Origin of the sequence: Streptomyces sp. NPDC059452, from assembly GCF_042750035.1 — a bacterium.
Classification (GTDB): domain Bacteria; phylum Actinomycetota; class Actinomycetes; order Streptomycetales; family Streptomycetaceae; genus Streptomyces.
In genome coordinates this window covers 61,419-81,054 of sequence record NZ_JBHYVE010000030.1, presented here as the reverse complement: position 1 = coordinate 81,054, position 19,636 = coordinate 61,419, and the positions used below count along the sequence as shown (strand labels likewise).

Here is a 19,636-nt window from a genome sequence, read left to right as displayed (position 1 = left end):
GCGAAGTCGTAGAGTGGAGGGACTGTCCGGACCCCCCTACTCGCGAGTTGGACTGATGAACCCCACAAAGACTGCCCGGCGTGTCGCCGCGGCACTGGTCGTACCCGCTCTGCTGTTCACCGCCGCCTGCGGCGGGTCCGACTCCAAGAACGACGACGAGCAGAAGCCGGGGGCCGTCGCGAAGGTGTCCGGGAAGTTCGGCGCCGAGCCCAAGATCGAGGTGCCCGACGACGCCAAGGGCTCCGACGAGGTCGTGGTGAACGAGCTCCTGGCCGGAAAGGGGGCCGAGGTCAAGAAGGGCGACACCGTACGGGTGGACTACGCCGCGAACATCGAGGCACTCGGCTCCACCTGGTCCCAGCGGCTGGGGACCGACCCGGAGGCCCCGCGCACCCAGATCGTGCAGGAGGTCGGCCAGGAGGGTCCGATGCTGCCCGCCAAGGTGATGGACAACCTGGCCGGTCACAAGGTCGGCAGCCGCCTCCAGATCGAGGGCACGGCCCAGGGCATCGTCGGTGACCGGCTCAACCCGCAGCTCAACATCAAGCCCGCCGACACGCTGGTCTGGGTCATCGACATCGTCAACGCCAAGAAGATCGACAAGAAGGCCGAGTCGAAGGGCACCCAGGCCGCCACCGAGGCCGGTACGCCCCAGGTGAAGGCCCCGTCGCAGAAGGCCGCGACGATCACCATCCCCAAGGGTGAGAAGGCCCCGAAGGACCTCCAGCAGCAGGTGCTGATCAAGGGCGAGGGCGCCGAGGTCAAGGCCGGTGAAGGGCTCGTCGTCCAGTACACGGGCGTGAAGTGGGAGGACGGCAAGAAGTTCGACTCCTCCTGGGACAACGGTGGCGCGACCGTCTTCCCGATCGGGGTCAACGCCGTCATCAAGGGCTGGGACCAGGCCCTGGTCGGCAAGCACATCGGTGACCGCGTCCTGCTGACCATCCCGCCGGCCCTGGCCTACGGCGAGAGCGGGACGAGCGAGCTGGCCAAGAACAACCTGGTCTTCGTCGTGGACATCCTCGACACGGTCTGACCCGGCACCATCCGATCCGACGCGGTCCGGCCCGTTACCGTCCAGTCCGGTCCGGTCCGGCACCGTCCGATCCGGATCGGCACCTTCCGGGCCGACGCCGCACGGCCGATGACCCGGCCGTGCGAGACTTGCTCGGCTGTCCGCAAGATTCTTTCGTAGGAGCAATTCAGTGAGCATCGAGAAGCCCGAGATCGACTTTCCGGGCGGCGAGCCGCCGGCCGACCTGGAGATCAAGGACATCTGGGAGGGCGACGGCCCCGTCGCCAAGGCCGGCGACCGGGTCCAGGTCCACTACGTGGGCGTGGCCTTCTCCACCGGCGAGGAGTTCGACGCCTCCTGGAACCGCGGTACGCCGCTGGCCTTCCAGCTGGGTGTCGGCCAGGTCATCTCCGGTTGGGACCAGGGCGTGCAGGGCATGAAGGTCGGCGGCCGTCGCCAGCTGACCATCCCCGCGCACCTCGCGTACGGCGACCGCGGCGCGGGCAGCGCCATCGCCCCGGGCGAGACGCTGATCTTCGTCTGCGACCTGGTCGCGGTCTGATCCGGTCCGTTCCGGTCGCGTGAGCCACGCGGTCCGGTCCGTTCCGGTCGCGTACGTTCCCGTTCCGGTCAGTAGTGAGGGCCCTCGCCGTTCGGCGGGGGCCCTCGCCGCTGTCCGGTCCACGGGCTCGCTTTGGTCCCGACACCCCGGGGCGGTACGGTCGACGGTCGTAGAGCACATGGAGAAAGGGCGTCGATGGCGATTGCCAAGGCCGAGCGGCTGATGAACCTCGCGCTGTGTCTGCTCGGGACCCGGCGCCCGCTCAGCAAGCGTGAGCTCCGCGGCTCCATCGAGGCGTACCTCGAAGCGGGCTCCGACGACTCCTTCAACCGGATGTTCGAGCGCGACAAGGACGATCTGCGCGAACTCGGCCTCGTCATCGAGACGGTCGAGAACCTCGACGGCGACACCGGATACCTGGCCCGCCGCGACAGCAACCGGCTGCCCCCCATCACCCTGGACGCCGAGGAGGCCGCGGCCCTCGGCCTGGCCGCCAAGGTCTGGCAGCAGGCCCGCCTCGCCGGGGCCGCCAGCGGCGCCCTCCAGAAGCTCCGCGCGGCGGGCATGCCCGAGGCCGAGGACGCCTACGAGGTGCACAGCGCCCTCGAACCCCGCATCCCCGTCCACGAGGCGGCCTTCGAGCCCCTGATGCTCGCCTGCCGCGACCGCCGCCCGGTCACCTTCGACTACCGCAAGGCCAACTCCGCCGCCCCCGTGCAGCGTCAGGTCGAACCCTGGACCCTGGAATGCTGGCGCGGCCACTGGTATCTCGCGGGCTGGGACCGGGGCCGCGGCGCCGAACGCGTCTTCCGGCTCTCCCGCATCACCGGCAAGGTCCGCTCCCGCGCCGGGGCCTTCACCGCCGAGGTGCCCGACGTCGTCACCGTCCGCGAGACCGTCGAGAGCTGGGCCGGGGAGACCGCCACCCGCACCGCCCGGATCAGGCTCCGCGCCGGAGCCGGTTACCCGCTGCGCTCGCGGGCGATATCCGTCAAGGAGCGCGGGGAGGGCTGGGACGAGCTGGAGATCCCGTACGGACACGGGCTCGACGCCTGGCTCGTCGAGTTCGGGCCGGACGTCGTCGTGGAGGAACCCGCCGATCTGCGGGCCGATGTGGTGGACCGGCTGCGCGCCGTGGCCAAGGACTAAGGACATAGGGACCGCAGCGATGGCCACGAACGCGATCGACCAGACCCGCCGGATGCTCTCCCTGGTGACGTACCTGCGCGAGCGCCCCGGCGCCCACGTCCAGGACGTGGCCCGGGCCTTCGGCATCACCGAGGACGAGCTGATCTCCGACCTCGACGTGCTGCCCATGTGCGGGACCAGCTTCCGGGGCGGCGACCTCCTCGACATCGACACCGACGGCGACCGGATCTGGTGGCACAACCCGGACGACGTGGCCGAGCCGCTGCGGCTCGCCGCCGACGAGGCCACCGCCCTGCTCGTCGCGGCCCGCGCCGTCGCGACCCTGCCCGGACTGCGCGAGAGCGACCGGGACGCCCTGCTCCGGGCCACCGCCAAGCTGGAGACGGCGGCCGGGGAGACCGGCGCGGCCAGCTCCCGGCTCTCGGTGACCTTCGAGTCCGAGGGCGGTGTCTTCGCCGACGTCGACCGGGCCATCTCCGAGCGCCGCCGCCTCTGGCTGCGCTACTACTCGCCCGCCCGCGACGAGCTCACCGAACGCGAGGTCGACCCGATCCGGCTCTTCGCCGTCGGCCACACCTACCTGGAGGGGTGGTGCCGACTCTCGGAGGACCGCCGGACCTTCCGGCTCGACCGGGTCGCCGAGATCCGCCTCCTGGACGCCCCCGCCGCCCCGCCCGAGCTGGAGCTGCGGGACCTCTCCGAAGGGCTCGTCCACCCCGCCGCCGAGGACCCCGAGGTCGTCATCGAGGTCACCACCGGCGGCCGCTGGGTCGCCGAGTACTACCCACACGACAGCGCCGAGGAGCTGCCCGGCGGCGGACTGCGCATCACCCTGCGCACCCCCGACCCGGCCTCGCTGCGCCGCCTCGCCCTCCGCCTCGGCGGGGACGGCCGCATCGTCACCCCGCCCGAACTCGCCGACAGCGCCCGGCTGGCCGCCCGCGAGGCGCTCGCCGCCTACGACGGCACGGTCTGAGCCGGTCCGGAGCGGAGACGAAGATGAACCCGACGCACCTCGTGCCGGTCGCCGCCACCGGCCGGGCCGTCCGCACCGGACCGGTACCGGCCCCCGTACCCGGCGCCGTACGGTTCCGGGCCGCCTGCCCCGACTGCCGCGGGCGCTTCGAGCTGGCGGCGGGAGCGCTGCGCCTGGCCATCGGAGCCACCAGCCGCACCACCTTCTACACCTTCACCTGCCCGGAGTGCTCCGCCCCGGTCCGCAAGCCCGCCGGGGAGCGCATCATCGAACTGCTCACCGGCGGCGGCGTACGGACCCTGCGCCTGCACGCCGCCCCGTAGCGCCCCGTAGCCCTGTAGGAAGAGGCACCGCCGCATGTTCTGGCCCATGCTCGCCATCGCCCTGGGTTTCCTGGGCGTCGCCGTCCTCGGCGTACTCGCCGTCCGGGTCTTCGTCGAGGTCCAGCGCCTCGGCCGTCAGGTCACCACCACCACCGAGCGGATCAGCCGGGCTTCCGAGGACCTCGAACGGGCGGCGACCCGCCTCGCGGCCACCGGCGACAGCCTGCGGTGACGGGCCGCGGCCTGATGTTCCCCGGTGGCGGAGGGGTACGCTTCAAGGGTCGGCCCAGGCAGGAAGGGCGGGGGCCGCAATCGGGAGTACGCACGGGCATTGCCTCGCGTTTACTCCCGGGGGTTACGATCGCTGCCAAGCGCAACGATCGGACACATGCCCGGTCGAACGGGTAGCGAGCCCACCCTCCAGCCGCCTCAGTGAGAAGGAAGTCGCACATGATCGGCAATCTGAAGCCCCTAGAGATCGTTCTGATCATCGCTGTCATCCTGCTGCTCTTCGGTGCCAAGAAGCTTCCCGACATGGCGCGTTCGCTCGGCAAGTCGGCCCGCATCCTCAAGAGCGAGGCCAAGGCGATGAAGAAGGACGACGCGGCGACCGCGGCGCCCACGACGGAGACCGTCGCGGACCCGGCCCCTCCGCAGTCCACCACCGCCCGCACCATCCAGGCCGCTCCGGGTGACGTCACCAGCGCCCGTCCGGTCAGCGACCCCAAGCCCACCACCCAGAGCTGACGCCGACGCGTTCCGCCGACAGCCGCCGCACGAGACGAGGGAAGTGGGTTGCTCAAGTCTGCCCGCAAGCAGGAGAAGGACGAAGAGGGGCGGATGCCTCTCCTCGATCACCTGCGTGAGCTGCGTAACCGGCTGCTGAAGGCCGTGCTGGCGATCGTCGTCGTGACGATCGTGGCGGCGTTCTTCCAGAAGGAGATCTACGACTTCCTTCTGCGTCCCCTCCTCTCCTCCGTCGGGTGCGAGGGCGGTGTGGTCACGGAGGTCGACGGCAAGCCCTGCGCGCTGCTGAAGACCAACACGCTGCTGGCCCCGTTCACCAACGCCCTCAAGGTCGCCCTGATGTCCGGCGTCCTGCTGGCCACCCCGGTCTGGCTGTTCCAGCTGTGGGCCTTCGTGGCCCCCGGCCTCCACAAGGGCGAGAAGCGCTACGCCTACGCGTTCGCCGCCGTGGGCGCCCCCCTCTTCGTCGCGGGCAGCTACCTCGCCTACGCGATCCTGCCGCAGACCGCCGAGATCATGCTCGGGTTCACCCCCGCGAACGTGCAGAACCAGATCGAGCTCGACAGCTATCTGGACCTGCTCGTCCGGATGGTGATCGTCTTCGGGCTCGCCTTCGAGCTGCCCCTGCTGCTCGTCGCGCTCAACATGACGGGTGTCGTCTCCGGGAAGCGGATGCTCGGCTGGTGGCGCGGAATGATCGTCGGCCTCACCGCCTTCTCCGCCATCGCCACGCCCGGTGGCGAGCCCCTGTCGATGCTCCTGCTGGCCGGACCGCTCGCGGTGCTCTACTTCATCGCCGTCGGGATCTCGCTGCTCAACGACAAGCGCCGCAACCGCAACAACCCCGACGCCGAGCTCAGCGACGACGAGGCGTCACCGCTCGATCTGACCCCCGAGGCGGTCGGAGGGGTCGAGCCCGTGGCGGCCCCGCGCCGGGCGCTTCCGGAGCAGGCTTCCGGCGAATCGGACGGCTCCCGGTCGCACCGGCTCAACGGTTACGACGACATCACCTGACCTTGTAGGGTCCGGAAGGGTGACCAGCGAGATCACCCTCTTCGTCAATCCCACCGCGGGACGCGGCCGGGGCGCGCACGCCGCGCAACCGGCCGCTTCCGCGTTGCGGGCCGCCGGATTCTCCGTCCGTACGGTGCTCGGCGAGGATGCCGACGACGCCCTGCGCCGGGCCCGCGAGGCCGTGGCGGCGGGGACCGGGGCGCTGATAGCCGTGGGCGGGGACGGGCTGGTGTCCCTCGCCCTCCAGGCCGTCGCGGGGACGAGTACGCCGCTGGGCGTCGTCGCCGTCGGCACCGGCAACGACTTCGCCCGTGCGCTGGGCCTGCCGATCCGTGACCCGGCCGCCGCCGGAGCGCTGGCCGCGCGGGCGCTCAAGGCGGGCGGCCACCGCTCCATCGACCTCGGACGCGTCGGCACCCGCTGGTTCGGCTCCGTCCTCGCCTCCGGCTTCGACTCCCGGGTGAACGACCGGGGCAACCGGATGCGCCTCGTCGGCGGCCGCTTCAAGTACGACCTCGCGATCCTCGCCGAACTGGCCGCCTTCGCCCCGATCCCGTACCGGATCCGGCTCGACGGGGGAGAGGCCCGGGAGATCGAGGCGACGCTCATCGCGGTGGGCAACGGCTCCACGTACGGCGGAGGTATGCGCATCTGCGCCGACGCCGAGATGGACAACGGGCTCTTCGACGTGACCGTGGTGGGGGAGTGCACGCGCACCACGCTCCTCAAGGTGTTCCCGAAGGTCTACAAGGGCACGCATCTGAGCCACCCCGCCGTCACCACGCACCGGGTCGCCTCGATCGAGCTGGCGGCGGCCGGTGTCACGGCGTACGCGGACGGCGAACCGCTGGGCGCGCTGCCGCTCACGGCGACCTGTGTGCCGGATGCCGTACGGGTGCTCACCGGGGGCTGACCGCAGCCCGGCCGGGGGAACGGCCGAGCGCATTTAAAGATCGGGCTGACTGTCGGAGGTGGCGGGTAGGCTCGTACGCAAGATGACAGAGGACCTCTCACCAGCTGAGCGATACCAGGCATCCCGCGCCCGTGCGGCCGAGATGGCGACGGCCCTCGGGCCCTTCCGGGAGATGTACGAGTTCGGACTGGACCCGTTCCAGATCGAGGCCTGCCAGGCTCTTGAGGCGGGCAAGGGGGTGCTGGTCGCGGCCCCGACGGGGTCGGGCAAGACGATCGTCGGCGAGTTCGCCGTCCACCTGGCCCTGGAGCAGGGCCGCAAGTGCTTCTACACCACGCCGATCAAGGCGCTCTCCAACCAGAAGTACGCCGACCTGGTCAAGCGGTACGGTGCCGACAAGGTCGGCCTGCTGACCGGCGACAACAGCGTCAACTCCGAGGCACCGGTGGTCGTGATGACCACCGAGGTCCTGCGGAACATGCTGTACGCGGGCTCGCAGTCGCTCTCCGGCCTCGGTTACGTGGTCATGGACGAGGTGCACTATCTCTCCGACCGCTTCCGGGGCGCGGTGTGGGAGGAAGTGATCATCCACCTCCCGGAGTCGGTGACGCTGGTCTCCCTGTCGGCGACCGTCTCCAACGCCGAGGAGTTCGGCGACTGGCTGGACACCGTGCGCGGCTCCACCGAGGTGATCGTCTCCGAGCACCGGCCGGTGCCGCTCTGGCAGCACGTGATGGCCGGGCGCAAGATGTACGACCTCTTCGAGGAGGCCACCGACCACGGCGGCCGGGGCGCCGGACGCCGGGAGGTCAACCCCGACCTGGTCCGGCTCGCCCGGCAGGAGAACCAGAACACCTACAACCCGCGTGACCGGCGCCGGGGCAAGATGGTGCGCGAGGCCGACCGCGAGCGCGAGCGGCGTCAGCGCAGCCGGATCTGGACGCCCGGCCGCCCCGAGGTCATCGACCGGCTGGACAACGAGGGGCTGCTCCCCGCGATCACGTTCATCTTCAGCCGGGCCGGCTGCGAGGCCGCCGTACAGCAGTGTCTGTATGCCGGGCTCCGGCTCAACGACGAGGACAAGCGCCGGCTGGTGCGCGAGATCGTCGAGGAGCGGACCGCCTCCATCCCCGGCGAGGACCTGCACGTCCTGGGGTACTACGAGTGGCTCGAAGGGCTGGAGCGGGGCATCGCCGCGCACCACGCGGGCATGCTGCCGACGTTCAAGGAGGTCGTCGAGGAGCTGTTCGTACGGGGGCTGGTGAAGGCGGTCTTCGCCACCGAGACCCTCGCGCTCGGCATCAACATGCCCGCGCGCTCGGTGGTGCTGGAGAAGCTCGTCAAGTGGAACGGTGAGCAGCACGCCGACATCACCCCCGGCGAGTACACCCAGCTCACCGGCCGGGCCGGGCGCCGCGGCATCGACGTCGAGGGCCATGCGGTGGTCCTCTGGCAGCGCGGCATGGACCCGACGGCGCTGGCCGGGCTCGCGGGGACGCGTACATATCCGCTGCGCTCCAGCTTCCGCCCCTCGTACAACATGGCCGTCAATCTGGTGCAGCAGTTCGGGCGGCACCGGTCGCGGGAGCTGCTGGAGACCTCGTTCGCCCAGTTCCAGGCGGACAAGTCCGTCGTGGGGATCTCGCGGCAGGTGCAGCGCAACGAGGAGGGCCTGGAGGGCTACCAGGAGGGCATGACCTGCCACCTCGGTGACTTCGAGGAGTACGCGCGGCTGCGCCGCGACCTCAAGGACCGGGAGACGGAGCTCGCCAAGCAGGGCGCGGCGCAGCGGCGGGCGGCGGCGGCCTCCTCGCTGGAGAAGCTGAAGCCGGGCGATGTCATCCATGTGCCGACGGGGAAGTTCGCGGGTCTTGCCCTGGTGCTGGACCCCGGTCTGCCCGCCGGGCGGGCCAACGGGCACCGCGGGTTCGACCACCACGACGGTCCGCGCCCGCTGGTGCTCACCGCCGAGCGGCAGGTCAAGCGGCTGGCCTCGATGGACTTCCCGGTGCCGGTGGAGGCGCTGGACCGGATGCGGGTGCCGAAGTCGTTCAACCCGCGCTCGCCGCAGTCCCGGCGCGATCTGGCCTCCGCGCTGCGGACGAAGGCCGGGCACATCGTGCCCGACCGGCACCGCAAGGGGCGGGCGCCCGCGGCCGACGACCGCGAGATCGCCCGGCTGCGGACCGAGCTGCGCGCCCATCCGTGCCACGGGTGCGACGAGCGCGAGGACCATGCGCGGTGGGCCGAGCGCTACCACCGGCTGCAGCGGGACACGCGGCAGCTGGAGAAGCGGATCGAGGGGCGGACGAACACGATCGCCCGGACCTTCGACCGGATCGTCGCGCTCCTGACCGAGCTGGACTACCTCCGGGGCAACGAGGTCACGGAGAACGGCCGACGGCTGGCCCGGCTGTACGGGGAGCTGGACCTGCTCGCCAGCGAGTGCCTGCGGGAGGGGGTCTGGGAAGGGCTCAACCCCGCCGAACTGGCCGCGTGTGTCTCGGCGCTGGTCTTCGAGGCGCGGCAGGCCGATGACGCGGTGGCGCCGAAGCTGCCGTCCGGTCCGGCGAAGCTCGCCATGGGCGAGATGGTGCGGATCTGGGGGCGGCTGGATGCCCTGGAGGAGGACTTCAAGATCAACCAGACGGAGGGGGTCGGGCAGCGCGAGCCCGATCTCGGCTTCGCCTGGGCGGTCTACATGTGGGCCTCCGGGCGCACGCTGGACGAGGTGCTGCGCGAGGCGGAGATGCCGGCGGGGGACTTCGTACGGTGGTGCAAGCAGGTGATCGACGTGCTGGGGCAGGTGGCTGCGGCGGCTCCTCGGGAGGGGAGTGCGGGGGCGAGTTCGGTGGCCCGTAATGCGCGGAAGGCGGTTGACTCGGTGCTTCGGGGGGTTGTGGCGTACAGCTCTGTCGGCTGAGGGGGGTGGGGGCGCGGGGGTGGGGGCGGGTGTGGGGGCGCCTGCGGCGGGCTTGTTCCCCTACCCACCCCTTCCCGAAACCGGGGCTCTGCCCCGGACCCCGTTCTGTCCTCAAGCGCCGGACGGGCTGGGTTTCGCCGGACCGGCTGAGAACGGGGCTCGTCAGGTGCGGGTGCTTCTCATTGCCGCTCCGGCGCAGACCAGGCCCAGCAGCACCGTCAGTCCGCCGACGATGATGTTGTTGAGGACCACTCCGGCGTCCGGGCTGCTCCCGACCACCCAGGTCGACACGATGATCCACGCACCGATGGCGCACATCGCCCAGCTCAGGCCGTACATGCGCTCGGGCATCGCGGTGAAGCCCAGGGCCAGTACCGCGATCGCGATACCCATCACGAGGTTGTGCGTCACCAGGGCGGGCTGGCTGGCCGTGAAGTGGAGCACCCAGGGGGAGACGGCGCAGTAGAGGCCGACGAGGAACACCGGCGCGTCCACCAGCGCCACATCGCGGCCGCCCATCATCTTGTCGTACCGCGCGCGCATTTCTGAGGCGTCGGGGTGACCCGACAGGTCACTCCTGATGTCACTTCTGGCGTCTGAGACGTTGCTCATGAGATTTCGTCTCCTTCGGTCCTGCGGGCCCTGACGCCGTGCGGAGTGTGCGCCAAGCGCCCATATGTCTATTCTGCTCTTATCTGCCCCTTATGTGAATCCGGGTGGCGCCCCTGTCCAGCTGTTCCGCGAGGGCCAGCAGATCCGGTGTCCGCAGCACCCGGTCCCCGTACCCCGGCAGCGGTACGTGGAGGAGCCCGGTCCAGCGGTCCGGGACGGCGTCGATCCCGTACACCGCCCCGGCCAGGCCGCCCGTCACGGCGGCCACCGTGTCGGTGTCCCCGCCCACGTCCACGGCGGCGGCCAGCGCGTCCTCGAACGTGTCTGTCGTGCGCAGGGCCCACAGGGCGGTGCCCAGACAGGGCCAGACCGCTCCGTTGAACTCGGTCGCCAGGGCGGGGTGCCAGCCGGGTGCGAGGACTGTTGCCCAGCGTGGCCGGTGGTCCGCGTGTACCTCGGCCAGGGCGTCCGGGACGGCGGCGAGCGGGTCGTCCCCGGCCAGGGCCACCCGGACCAGCTCGTGGAAGACGGCGGTGCCCTCCCAGGCCGCCCGGTCGCCGTGGGTCAGCGCCGCGATCCGGCGGGCCGCCTCCATCGTCACCGTACGGCCGGCGGGGGCGAAGTACACCGCCGACGTGGTCGCCCGCATCAGCGAGCCGTTGCCCGCGGCCCGCCCGTTGACCTGGAAGTGCAGGGCCGCGGCCAGGTCCCACGGCTCGCCGTTGGTCAGTACGTCCTCGGTCTGGAGGCCGATGTCCTTCGGCTCGCCCGCCGCCCACCGCCGGAAGCGGCCGAACATGTCGGGCAGGTCCAGGCCGCCCCGCTCCAGCAGCGACTCCCCGACCAGTACGGCCATCTGCGTGTCGTCCGTCGCCTCGCCCGGGTCCCAGCCGCCGCCTCCGCACAGCGTCCCCACGCCATCGGTGAAGCGGGCGGTGAACACTCCGGCCGGGCCGAACTCGAAGGGGGCGCCGAGCGCGTCGCCCACGGCCGAGCCGATGACGGCTCCGGCCGCCCGGGCGGCCCGAGGGGGCAGGTGCGGGGAGATCATCCGGTCAGGCTAGGGCACGGCGAAGGGCGGGGTGCCCCGGCCGCAGCAGGCCGAGGCACCCCGCCCCTCACATCCCGGCGACTACTTCGGGGGCATCAGGACCGTGTCGACGATGTAGACCGTCGCGTTGGCGGTCGGGACGTTGCCGCAGACGACCTTGGAGGAGTCGTTGACGGTGTACTCCGTGCCCGAACCGGCCGTCGTCAGCTTGCTCTTCTCCAGCGTGTCGAAGGAGCCCTTGTCCAACTGCTTCGGCGTCAGCTTCTCGCCCACCACGTGGTAGGTGAGGACCTTGGTCAGCTCGGCCTTGTCCGCCAGCAGCGCGTCCAGGTCGGCCTTCGGGATCTTCGCGAACGCGTCGTTGGTCGGCGCGAACACCGTGATGTTCTCGGCGTTGTTGAGCGTGTCGACCAGGCCCGCCTGCTGCACGGCGGCCACCAGCGTCGACAGCTCCTCGTTGTTCGAGGCGGCCGTCGCGACCGGGTCCTTCGCCATGCCGTCGAACGAGCCCGCGCCTTCCTTCGGCACCGACGAACACGCCGGGCCGAACGGCTCGTCCATGGTCATGGAGTCGTCGGCGGAGGCGCTCGTCGACGCCACCGCGCTGGGCGTCGAGCCCGCGGCCGCGTCCTTGGACTCGCCCGAGGAGCAGGCGGTCAGGGCCAGCGGCAGTACGGCCGCGGTGGCCACGGCGACGGCGGTACGACGGAAGTGGAGGGTGTTCATGGTGTCTCTTCTCCTGGATCGAAGGTGTCGAAGATGCTGAGCCGGTGGGGGAGGAGCGGCTGTGCGGGGCGGTCTCCGGCGCTCCGGGTCCGTCTCCCAGCCGCGGGAGACGGACCCGGTGCCGGTGCCGGCCGTCCGACCGGGAGCCGCCTCGCTCCCGCGGCCGGCCCGGCGTCCCCGACCGGTGGCGGCGCACCGCACGAACGGCTCCCCGGCCGTCCGGGCGGTGCGGCCGCCGCCGACCGCACCGCAGACCGGAACCACCGACGCGGCACACCGCCGCCCCGCCCCGCCCACCGCGGTGACCGGCGCCGGCCGGTGCACGTGGGGCGCGGTGGACGAGGGGGCGGCGCACCGGGCACCGGTTCCGGCGGCCCGGCCGCCGGGCGCGGCGGACGTGGCACGCGCCGGGCGGGACCGCCGGGACCCTGGGGCCCCGTACGTCCGCGAGGTGTTCCGATCTGCTCTCACACAGGGGATTCGGCGCGGGGGGCGCGGCGGATTGGTCCGGCGGGGACCTTCACTCGATCGAGGTAGTTCCGATCATCGACCAATCCTTCCGGCCACCTGCGACGAATGGAGTGCGAGGAGCGGTCCCAGCGCTGCTCCGAACAGCGCAGAAGACCGGAGGGAGCCCGGGATGGCAGGGGAGCGGCGGCGGACAGCCGTGGTGGGGAGCGGAGTGGCGGGACTGACCGCCGCCCACGTTCTGCGCAGGGCGCACGACGTCACGCTGTACGAGGCGGACGACCGCGTCGGCGGCCACGCCCACACGCACGAACTGGACGCGTCCGACGGCCGGGTGCACCGCGTCGACTCGGGGTTCATCGTGCACAACCGGCGTACCTACCCCCACCTCCTGCGGCTCTTCGACGAACTGGGCGTCGCCACCCAGGAGTCCGAGATGTCGATGTCCGTACGGTGTGAAGGGTGCGGCCTGGAGTACGCGGGCGCCCGGGGGATCGTCGGGCTCCTCGCTCAGCCCCGGTCAGCTCTTCGGGGACCGTACCTGCGGATGCTCGCCGAAGTGCCCCGCTTCCACCGCGCCGCCCGCGCGCTGCTGGAGCTGCCGGAGAGCCCGGCCACCGACATGACGCTGGGGGAGTTCGCCCGGCGCGGCCGCTTCTCCCCGTACTTCCACGCCCATTTCCTCACTCCCATGGTCTCCGCCGTCTGGTCCTGCGACCCGGTCACCGCCCTGCGCTACCCGGCCCGCTACCTCTTCGCGTTCCTGGCCCACCACGGCATGCTCGCCGTCGGCGGCTCCCCGGTCTGGCGGACCGTCACCGGCGGCTCGCGCGCCTATGTGGAGCGCGTCGTCAAGCCGCTCGCCGCCGTCCACACCGCCACCCCGGTCCGGGCCGTCACCCGTCACGCGGACGGCGTCGAGCTCACCACCGAGGACGGCGAGACCACCCCGTACGACTCCGTCGTCATCGCCACCCACCCCGACCAGGCGCTCCGGCTGCTGGCCGATCCGACCGACGCCGAACGCGCCACGCTCGGCGCCTTCACGTACTCCCGCAACCCCACGCTCCTGCACACCGACACCACGCTGCTGCCCCGCAGCCGGGGGGCCAGGGCCTCCTGGAACTACCTGATGCCCTCCTGCGCCGCCGACGCCGACCGGGTCACCGTCAGCTACGACATGAACCGGCTCCAGCGGCTCGACGCGCCCGAGACCTTCGTCGTCACGCTCAACGGCTCCGACCGGGTCGACGCCGATTCCGTACGGGCCCGGATGGTTTACGAACACCCCGTCTACACCCCGGATTCGGTGGCGGCCCAGGCCCGGCTGCCCGCCCTCTCCGGACCCGTCACCGCCTACGCGGGGGCGTACCACGGCTGGGGATTCCACGAGGACGGCTGCCGGTCGGGGGCCGAGGCCGCGGCGGCTCTGGGGGTGGCGTGGTGAGCGCCCGTGGAAGTGGCGTGGTGAGCGGCCCCGCGCTGTATCCGTGCACGATCACGCACGTACGGACCCGGCCCAGCCGGTACGCGCTGCGGCACCGGACCTACCTGTGGCTCATCGACCCGGACGCCCCGCCCCGGCTGCCGCGCGCCCTGCGGCCCCTGGCCCGGTTCGATGCCCGGGACCACTTCGGCGGCACCGCTCCCACCATCCGGGCCGGGCTGAGCCGGTTCCTGGAAGCCCGTGGCGTGGACCTCGCCGACTCCACCGTCACCATGCTCACCCAGGCCCGGGTCCTCGGCCATGTCTTCAACCCGCTCACCGTCTACTGGTGCCGCCGCCCCGACGGCTCCCCGCTCTGTGTGGTGGCCGAGGTGCACAACACGTACGGCGGACGCCACGGCTATCTGCTCCACCCGGACGGCGAGCACCGGGCCACGACCGGCAAGGAGTTCTACGTCTCGCCGTTCTTCCCCGTCGACGGCGGATACCGGATGCGGCTGCCCGAGCCCGGCGAGCGGCTCGACCTGAGCGTCCATCTGGAGCGTGCGGGCAGCCGTCCGTTCACCGCGACCGTACGGGGCACCCGCCGCCGGGCCACCCCCGGGGCGCTGGCCCGGCTCGCCCTGCGCCACCCCCTCTCCACCGTCGCCGTCTCCCTCGCCATCCGGCTGCACGGCATCCGCCTCTACCTGCGCGGCCTCCCCGTGCAGCCCCGCCCCCCGCACCGCCCACAGGAAGGCATGCAGTGACCGCGCCCACCCACCAGCTGCCGGCAGACCGGACCCCCGAGCCTGCGGGACAGACCGCCGAGCCTGCGGGACAGACCGCCGAGCCTGCGGGACAGACCGCCGACGCCGCGGGGCATGTCCCCGCGCCCAGGGGCCACGCCCCCGCACCGGCCGCGCAGCACACCCCCGCACGCTGGCCCGACATCGTCGCCCCGCCCCGCGCCTCCCGCGCCCGGACCGCCGTCGCCGAACGCATCGTCCGCCACGCGCTCGCCGGGCTCCCCCTGCGCGCCCGGCTCGCGGGCGGGGAGGACATCGGCCTCGGCGGACCGCTCATGGACATCCGCGACCCCGACGCCTTCTTCCGGCGCATCGGCGTCAGCGGACTCATCGGCTTCGGCGAGTCCTACATGGCCGGCGAGTGGGACGCCCCCGACCTCGTCGCCGTCCTCACCGTCCTCGCCGACAACGCCGCCGCCCTCGTCCCCGCCCCGCTCCAACGGCTGCGCTCCCTCTGGGCGTTGCGCAAACCCGCCGCCCAGCTCAACACCCCCGAGGGCTCCCGGGAGAACATCAGCCACCACTACGACCTCTCCAACGAACTCTTCGCCCTCTTCCTGGACGAGACGCTCTCCTACTCCTCCGCCGTCTTCCGCGGCTTCCCCGCCGAACAGGCCCTGCTCCCCGCCGCCCAGCACCGCAAGATCGACCGGCTGCTGGACGCCGCCGGGGTCGCGGAGGGGACCCGGCTCCTGGAGATCGGCACCGGCTGGGGCGAGCTCGCCGTCCGGGCCGCCGCCCGTGGCGCCCACGTCACCACCGTCACCCTCTCCGCCGAACAGCGCGAACTGGCCCGTACACGCATCCGCGAGGCCGGGTTCGAGGACCGGGTCGAAGTCCTGCTCCACGACTACCGGCAGGTCACCGGGGAGTACGACGCGATCGTCAGCGTCGAGATGATCGAGGCGGTCGGTGAGGAGTTCTGGCCGGTCTACTTCGAGACCCTGGACCGGCTGCTCGCCCCCGGCGGCCGGGTCGCCCTCCAGGCCATCACCATGCCGGACGACCGGCTGCGGGCCAGCCGTGCCACGTACACCTGGATCCACAAGTACATCTTCCCGGGCGGACTGCTGCCCTCCACCGAGGCGATCGAGCGGGTCACCACCGAGCACACCCGCCTGCGGACCGCCCAGCGCATCGGCTACGGCGCGCACTACGCCGAGACGCTCCGCCTCTGGCGCGAACGGTTCACGGAACGTTCCGCCGAGGTCGACGCCCTCGGCTTCGACGCCGTCTTCCGCCGTATGTGGACCTTCTACCTGGCCTACTCGGAAGCGGGCTTCCGCTCCGGCTACCTCGATGTGCAGCAACTGCTCCTGACCCGCGAGCCGATCTCCGAGGAGACCCCGTGACCAGCACCGCCACCAGGCCTTCCGCGAAGCCCCCCGCCCGGCGCACCCCCACCGGCGCGGCCCAGCGGCTGGAACCCGTGGCCGAGCGGCTGCTCGGCGGCGCGCTGCCCGTTCGCGTACGGATGTGGGACGGCAGCGAGGCGGGGCCCGAGGACGCGCCCACGGTTCATGTACGTTCCCGGCGCGCCCTGCGCCGACTGCTCTGGGAGCCGGGTGAGCTCGGCCTCGCCGAGGCGTACATCACGGGGGACATCGACCTCGCGGAAGACCGGGGCCAGGACCTCGGCGACGGGCTGCGCGCCCTGCGCCGCGCGATGAGCGAACGCGGCCTCGCCCCGCCCGCGCCCTCGCTCGCCGACCGGCTCAGAGCCGCGGGCACCGCCCTGCGCCTGGGCGCCGTGGGACCCCGGCCACCGGTCCCGGCCGCCCGGGCCGGGCTGCGCGGGGCGCTGCACAGCAAGGCCCGGGACCGGGCGGCGATCAGCCACCACTACGACCTGTCCAACGCCTTCTACGCGCTGCTCCTGGACGAGACGATGGCGTACTCCTGCGGCTACTGGACCAGCGACGCCCCCGGTTACGGCCCCGCCGACGCGCAGCGCGACAAGCTGGAGCTGATCTGCCGCAAGCTCGGACTGCGGCCCGGCGCACGGCTGCTGGACATCGGCTGCGGCTGGGGCTCGCTGACCCTCCACGCGGCCGAGCGCCACAGTGTCCGGGTCACCGCCGTCACGCTCGCCGCCGAACAGGCCGCGTACGTACGGGAACAGGTCGCGGCACGCGGTCTGGAGGAGCTGGTGGAGGTCCTGAACATCGACTACCGGGACCTCGCGGAGAGGCCCGAGACCCGGGGCGCGTACGACGCCGTCTCCACCATCGAGATGGGCGAGCACGTCGGGGACGCCGAGTACCCGGCCTTCACCCGGATTCTGCACGGCTCCGTGCGGCCCCAGGGGCGGGTGCTGGTCCAGCAGATGTCGCGCGGCGCCCACGCCCCGGGCGGCGGGGCGTTCATCGAGTCGTACATCGCCCCCGACATGCACATGCGGCCGGTCGGGGAGACCGTCGGGCTGCTGGAGGGAGCGGGCCTCGAAGTGCGGGACGTCGAGGCCCTGCGCGAGCACTACGTCCTGACCGTGGACGCCTGGCGGCGGACGCTGGAGGAGCGCTGGGCGGAGTTCGTCGCGCTGGTGGGGGAGGAGACCGCGCGCGTCTGGCGGCTCTACCTCGTCGGTGGCGCCCTCGCGTTCGAGGAGCGGCGGATGGGCGTCGACCAGATCCTGTGCGTACGACCCGACCGGGCGGGGAAGGCCGCGATGCCGACGACACGGCGTGACTGGTACGGAGCGGACCGGTGAGCGGCTTCGCCTGGGGCGCGTTCGCGAACGGGCTCGTGTACGCGGCCGGTGCCGCCCTCGCCGTCATGCTGGTCACCTTCGCCATCGCCCTGAAGAAGGGCGTCCACCGCATCGTCGATGTCGCCTGGGGCATCGGCTTCGCCGCCGTCGCCCTCGTCTCGTACGGCCTCTCGGCCGGTGACGGGGACTCCACGCGGCGCCTGGTGGTGACCGTGCTGACCGTGGTCTGGGGGCTGCGGCTTGCCGTCCACATCGGGCGGCGCGGGCGCGGCCACGGCGAGGACCCGCGCTACGAGAAGATGCTCGCCAAGGCCCCCGGCCACCCCCACCTCTACGCCCTGCGCAAGGTCTACCTCCTCCAGGGCGCCCTGGTCTGGCTGGTCTCGCTGCCGGTGCAGGCCGCGCAGTATCTGACCGGGCCGGTGGCGTGGTGGGCCTGGGCGGGGGCGGTCCTGTGGGCGGCCGGGCTCGCCTTCGAGGCGATCGGGGACCACCAGCTCGCCCGGTTCAAGGCCGACCCGGCGAACAAGGGGAAGATCATGGACCGGGGGCTCTGGTCCTGGACCCGGCACCCGAACTACTTCGGTGACTTCCTCGTCTGGTGGGGGCTGTTCCTCTTCGTCTGCCAGGCGCCCGGCGCCGCCGCCGCGACCGTCGTCGCCCCGCTGGTCATGAGCTTCCTGCTGACCAAAGGGAGCGGGGCCGCCCTGCTGGAACGCCATATGGCCGACCGCCCGGGGTACGCCGCGTACCAGGCCCGGACCAGCGGGTTCTTTCCCCGGCCGCCGAGGCGCGGCTGAGATCCGGTGAGGGCCTGTACGGGGGAGCGCGTACAGGCCCTCACTCCAGCCCGCGCGCCCGCGCGAACCGTGCCCGTGCCTCGCCCAGGTCCACCACCGGCTCCGGGTAGTCCAGCCCCCGCACCTTCCAGGGCTCGTGGATCTCGGACGCCTTCAGCTCTGCCAGCTCCGGCACCCACCGCCGTACGTAATCGCCGTTCGGGTCGTAGCGCTTGGCCTGGGTCACCGGGTTGAGCACCCGGTTGGGCCGGGTGTCCGTGCCGGTGCCCGCGACCCACTGCCAGTTGAGCTGGTTGTTGGCGATGTCGCCGTCGACCAGCAGCTCCAGGAAGTGCCGGGCGCCGACCCGCCAGTCCACGTACAGCGTCTTGGTGAGGAAGCTCGCGGCGAGCAGCCGGCCCCGGTTGTGCATCCACCCCTCGTGCGCGAGCTGCCGCATCGCCGCGTCCACCACGGGATATCCGGTGTGCCCGGTCTTCCAGGCGGTGATCTCGTCCTCGTCCGCGCGCCAGTGGTCGTGGCGCGGCCGGTAGTCGGACCAGGAGGCGTCGTGGCGGGCGGCCAGCACCTGGTGGTGGAAGTCGCGCCAGGCCAGCTGCCGGACGAACGCCTCGCCGCCCGGTCCGCCCTTCTCCCGGGCCCGGTCGGCGAGTTCGGCGGCGGAGACCGTACCGAAGTGGAGGTGCGGGGAGAGCCGGGAGGTGGCGTCCCCGGCGAGATCGTCGTGGCCGTCCGCGTAGTCGGCCAGGTCCCCCTTCAGCCAGGACGTCACCAGCTTGCGGCCCGCCTGCTCGCCTCCGGTGGCCAGACCGGGCGAGACGTCCTTGACGTCGTCCCGCGCGGGGAGGTCGTCGGAGGCGGGCTCGCCGTCCGGCAGCCGGACCGAGCGGGGTGCGGTCAGTGTGCCCCGTACCCCCGCCGCCTCCCAACGGCGGAAGTACGGGGTGAACACCGCGAAGTGGTCCTTGCCCGCCGGGACCACCCGGCCCGGAGCGAGCGCGGTGACCACCGCGTCATGGAGGCGCAGTCCGCAGCCGGTGTCCGCCAGGGCGGTACGCAACTGCTCCTCACGCCGTGCCGCGTACCCGCTCACCCCGGCGGCCATGTGCACCGCCCCGGCTCCGGTCTCCTCGACCAGCCGGCGCACCTCCTTCGCCACCTCGCCGGTACGGAGGATCAGCCGGCCGCCCCGTTTCCGTAGCCCCGCGTCCAGGTCTGCCAGGCAGTCGGCGAGGAAGGCGAGCCGGTTGGGGGCGTCGAACCCGGCCCGGTGGACGGCCTCGTCCCGGACGAAGAGCGGGACGACCCGGTCCGCGTCCCGCAGGGCGGAACGCAGCACCGGGTTGTCGTGCAGACGCAGATCGGAGGTGAACAGCACCACCGCGACGTTCATGGAACGCGGGCTCCTTGCA

Annotated in this window: 19 protein-coding genes; 15 read left to right on the top strand and 4 right to left on the bottom strand. The window is 72.2% G+C overall.

Annotation, left to right across the window (positions count from 1 at the left end):
* Positions 1–55 precede the first annotated feature (55 nt).
* The 10 genes from ACFW9Z_RS30645 (at position 56) to ACFW9Z_RS30600 (ending at position 9,622) form a co-directional block, all read left to right on the top strand.
* Positions 56–1,036, top strand: coding sequence for an FKBP-type peptidyl-prolyl cis-trans isomerase (locus ACFW9Z_RS30645; protein ID WP_384645860.1), 981 nt, complete (start codon positions 56–58; stop codon positions 1,034–1,036).
* Positions 1,037–1,205: 169 nt separating this feature from the next.
* Positions 1,206–1,577 (top strand): FKBP-type peptidyl-prolyl cis-trans isomerase, encoded by a 372-nt coding sequence (locus tag ACFW9Z_RS30640; RefSeq protein WP_128850884.1) that lies wholly within the window; start codon positions 1,206–1,208, stop codon positions 1,575–1,577.
* Between the two features lie 195 nt (positions 1,578–1,772).
* Positions 1,773–2,726 (top strand): helix-turn-helix transcriptional regulator, encoded by a 954-nt coding sequence (locus ACFW9Z_RS30635; protein ID WP_384645858.1) that lies wholly within the window; start codon positions 1,773–1,775, stop codon positions 2,724–2,726.
* A 19-nt stretch (positions 2,727–2,745) separates the two neighbouring features.
* A complete protein-coding gene (locus tag ACFW9Z_RS30630) occupies positions 2,746–3,702 on the top strand; it encodes a helix-turn-helix transcriptional regulator (protein WP_384645857.1) in 957 nt (318 codons plus the stop codon).
* A 23-nt stretch (positions 3,703–3,725) separates the two neighbouring features.
* Complete coding sequence (locus tag ACFW9Z_RS30625) at positions 3,726–4,025, top strand: hypothetical protein (protein WP_384645856.1); 300 nt, start codon at positions 3,726–3,728, stop codon at positions 4,023–4,025.
* A 34-nt stretch (positions 4,026–4,059) separates the two neighbouring features.
* Entirely contained in the window at positions 4,060–4,257 is a 198-nt protein-coding gene (locus tag ACFW9Z_RS30620; RefSeq protein WP_384645855.1) for a hypothetical protein, read from the top strand.
* Between the two features lie 218 nt (positions 4,258–4,475).
* Positions 4,476–4,772 (top strand): Sec-independent protein translocase subunit TatA, encoded by a 297-nt coding sequence (gene tatA, locus ACFW9Z_RS30615; RefSeq protein WP_384645854.1) that lies wholly within the window; start codon positions 4,476–4,478, stop codon positions 4,770–4,772.
* Between the two features lie 48 nt (positions 4,773–4,820).
* Positions 4,821–5,786 (top strand): twin-arginine translocase subunit TatC, encoded by a 966-nt coding sequence (tatC, locus tag ACFW9Z_RS30610; RefSeq protein WP_384645853.1) that lies wholly within the window; start codon positions 4,821–4,823, stop codon positions 5,784–5,786.
* 19 nt (positions 5,787–5,805) lie between these two features.
* Positions 5,806–6,699 (top strand): diacylglycerol kinase, encoded by an 894-nt coding sequence (locus ACFW9Z_RS30605; protein ID WP_384645851.1) that lies wholly within the window; start codon positions 5,806–5,808, stop codon positions 6,697–6,699.
* An 82-nt stretch (positions 6,700–6,781) separates the two neighbouring features.
* Positions 6,782–9,622 carry a DEAD/DEAH box helicase gene (locus ACFW9Z_RS30600; protein WP_384645850.1) on the top strand — a complete coding sequence of 947 codons (2,841 nt, stop codon included), beginning with the start codon at positions 6,782–6,784 and terminating at the stop codon, positions 9,620–9,622.
* Between the two features lie 162 nt (positions 9,623–9,784).
* Here the strand turns inward: ACFW9Z_RS30600 and ACFW9Z_RS30595 are convergent, their stop codons facing one another.
* The 3 genes from ACFW9Z_RS30595 to ACFW9Z_RS30585 form a co-directional block, all read right to left on the bottom strand.
* Positions 9,785–10,234, bottom strand: a complete 450-nt coding sequence (locus ACFW9Z_RS30595; RefSeq protein ID WP_384645849.1) for an SPW repeat protein — start codon at positions 10,232–10,234, stop codon at positions 9,785–9,787.
* A 79-nt stretch (positions 10,235–10,313) separates the two neighbouring features.
* Positions 10,314–11,285 carry an ADP-ribosylglycohydrolase family protein gene (locus ACFW9Z_RS30590; RefSeq protein WP_384645848.1) on the bottom strand — a complete coding sequence of 324 codons (972 nt, stop codon included), beginning with the start codon at positions 11,283–11,285 and terminating at the stop codon, positions 10,314–10,316.
* Positions 11,286–11,366: 81 nt separating this feature from the next.
* Positions 11,367–12,011 carry a fasciclin domain-containing protein gene (locus ACFW9Z_RS30585; RefSeq protein WP_384645847.1) on the bottom strand — a complete coding sequence of 215 codons (645 nt, stop codon included), beginning with the start codon at positions 12,009–12,011 and terminating at the stop codon, positions 11,367–11,369.
* Positions 12,012–12,651: 640 nt separating this feature from the next.
* Between ACFW9Z_RS30585 and ACFW9Z_RS30580 the strand changes: the two genes are divergently transcribed.
* The 5 genes from ACFW9Z_RS30580 to ACFW9Z_RS30560 all read left to right on the top strand — a co-directional run bounded on the left by ACFW9Z_RS30580 (position 12,652) and on the right by ACFW9Z_RS30560 (position 18,224).
* A complete protein-coding gene (locus tag ACFW9Z_RS30580) occupies positions 12,652–13,926 on the top strand; it encodes an NAD(P)/FAD-dependent oxidoreductase (RefSeq protein WP_384645846.1) in 1,275 nt (424 codons plus the stop codon).
* 20 nt (positions 13,927–13,946) lie between these two features.
* A complete protein-coding gene (locus tag ACFW9Z_RS30575; RefSeq protein ID WP_384645875.1) occupies positions 13,947–14,675 on the top strand; it encodes a DUF1365 domain-containing protein in 729 nt (242 codons plus the stop codon).
* 182 nt (positions 14,676–14,857) lie between these two features.
* Positions 14,858–16,066 (top strand): class I SAM-dependent methyltransferase, encoded by a 1,209-nt coding sequence (locus ACFW9Z_RS30570; RefSeq protein ID WP_384645874.1) that lies wholly within the window; start codon positions 14,858–14,860, stop codon positions 16,064–16,066.
* Complete coding sequence (locus ACFW9Z_RS30565) at positions 16,063–17,424, top strand: class I SAM-dependent methyltransferase (protein WP_384645845.1); 1,362 nt, start codon at positions 16,063–16,065, stop codon at positions 17,422–17,424. Before ACFW9Z_RS30570 ends, ACFW9Z_RS30565 begins: the two co-directional genes overlap by 4 nt.
* Complete coding sequence (locus tag ACFW9Z_RS30560) at positions 17,421–18,224, top strand: DUF1295 domain-containing protein (RefSeq protein ID WP_384645844.1); 804 nt, start codon at positions 17,421–17,423, stop codon at positions 18,222–18,224. Before ACFW9Z_RS30565 ends, ACFW9Z_RS30560 begins: the two co-directional genes overlap by 4 nt.
* Before the next feature lie 40 nt (positions 18,225–18,264).
* On the opposite strand, the gene ACFW9Z_RS30555 is transcribed toward ACFW9Z_RS30560, so the two are convergent.
* Positions 18,265–19,617, bottom strand: coding sequence for a cryptochrome/photolyase family protein (locus ACFW9Z_RS30555; RefSeq protein ID WP_384645843.1), 1,353 nt, complete (start codon positions 19,615–19,617; stop codon positions 18,265–18,267).
* Positions 19,618–19,636: the final 19 nt, after the last annotated feature.

Bases quoted from the DNA above. Each gene is read 5' to 3' on its own strand.
- ACFW9Z_RS30645 (WP_384645860.1), top strand. From the start codon at position 56: ATGAACCCCACAAAGACTGCCCGGCGTGTCGCCGCGGCACTGGTCGTA.
- ACFW9Z_RS30635 (WP_384645858.1), top strand. From the start codon at position 1,773: ATGGCGATTGCCAAGGCCGAGCGGCTGATGAACCTCGCGCTGTGTCTG.
- ACFW9Z_RS30630 (WP_384645857.1), top strand. From the start codon at position 2,746: ATGGCCACGAACGCGATCGACCAGACCCGCCGGATGCTCTCCCTGGTG.
- ACFW9Z_RS30625 (WP_384645856.1), top strand. From the start codon at position 3,726: ATGAACCCGACGCACCTCGTGCCGGTCGCCGCCACCGGCCGGGCCGTC.
- ACFW9Z_RS30620 (WP_384645855.1), top strand. From the start codon at position 4,060: ATGTTCTGGCCCATGCTCGCCATCGCCCTGGGTTTCCTGGGCGTCGCC.
- tatA (WP_384645854.1), top strand. From the start codon at position 4,476: ATGATCGGCAATCTGAAGCCCCTAGAGATCGTTCTGATCATCGCTGTC.
- ACFW9Z_RS30600 (WP_384645850.1), top strand. From the start codon at position 6,782: ATGACAGAGGACCTCTCACCAGCTGAGCGATACCAGGCATCCCGCGCC.
- ACFW9Z_RS30595 (WP_384645849.1), bottom strand. From the start codon at position 10,234: ATGAGCAACGTCTCAGACGCCAGAAGTGACATCAGGAGTGACCTGTCG.
- ACFW9Z_RS30590 (WP_384645848.1), bottom strand. From the start codon at position 11,285: ATGATCTCCCCGCACCTGCCCCCTCGGGCCGCCCGGGCGGCCGGAGCC.
- ACFW9Z_RS30585 (WP_384645847.1), bottom strand. From the start codon at position 12,011: ATGAACACCCTCCACTTCCGTCGTACCGCCGTCGCCGTGGCCACCGCG.
- ACFW9Z_RS30580 (WP_384645846.1), top strand. From the start codon at position 12,652: ATGGCAGGGGAGCGGCGGCGGACAGCCGTGGTGGGGAGCGGAGTGGCG.
- ACFW9Z_RS30555 (WP_384645843.1), bottom strand. From the start codon at position 19,617: ATGAACGTCGCGGTGGTGCTGTTCACCTCCGATCTGCGTCTGCACGAC.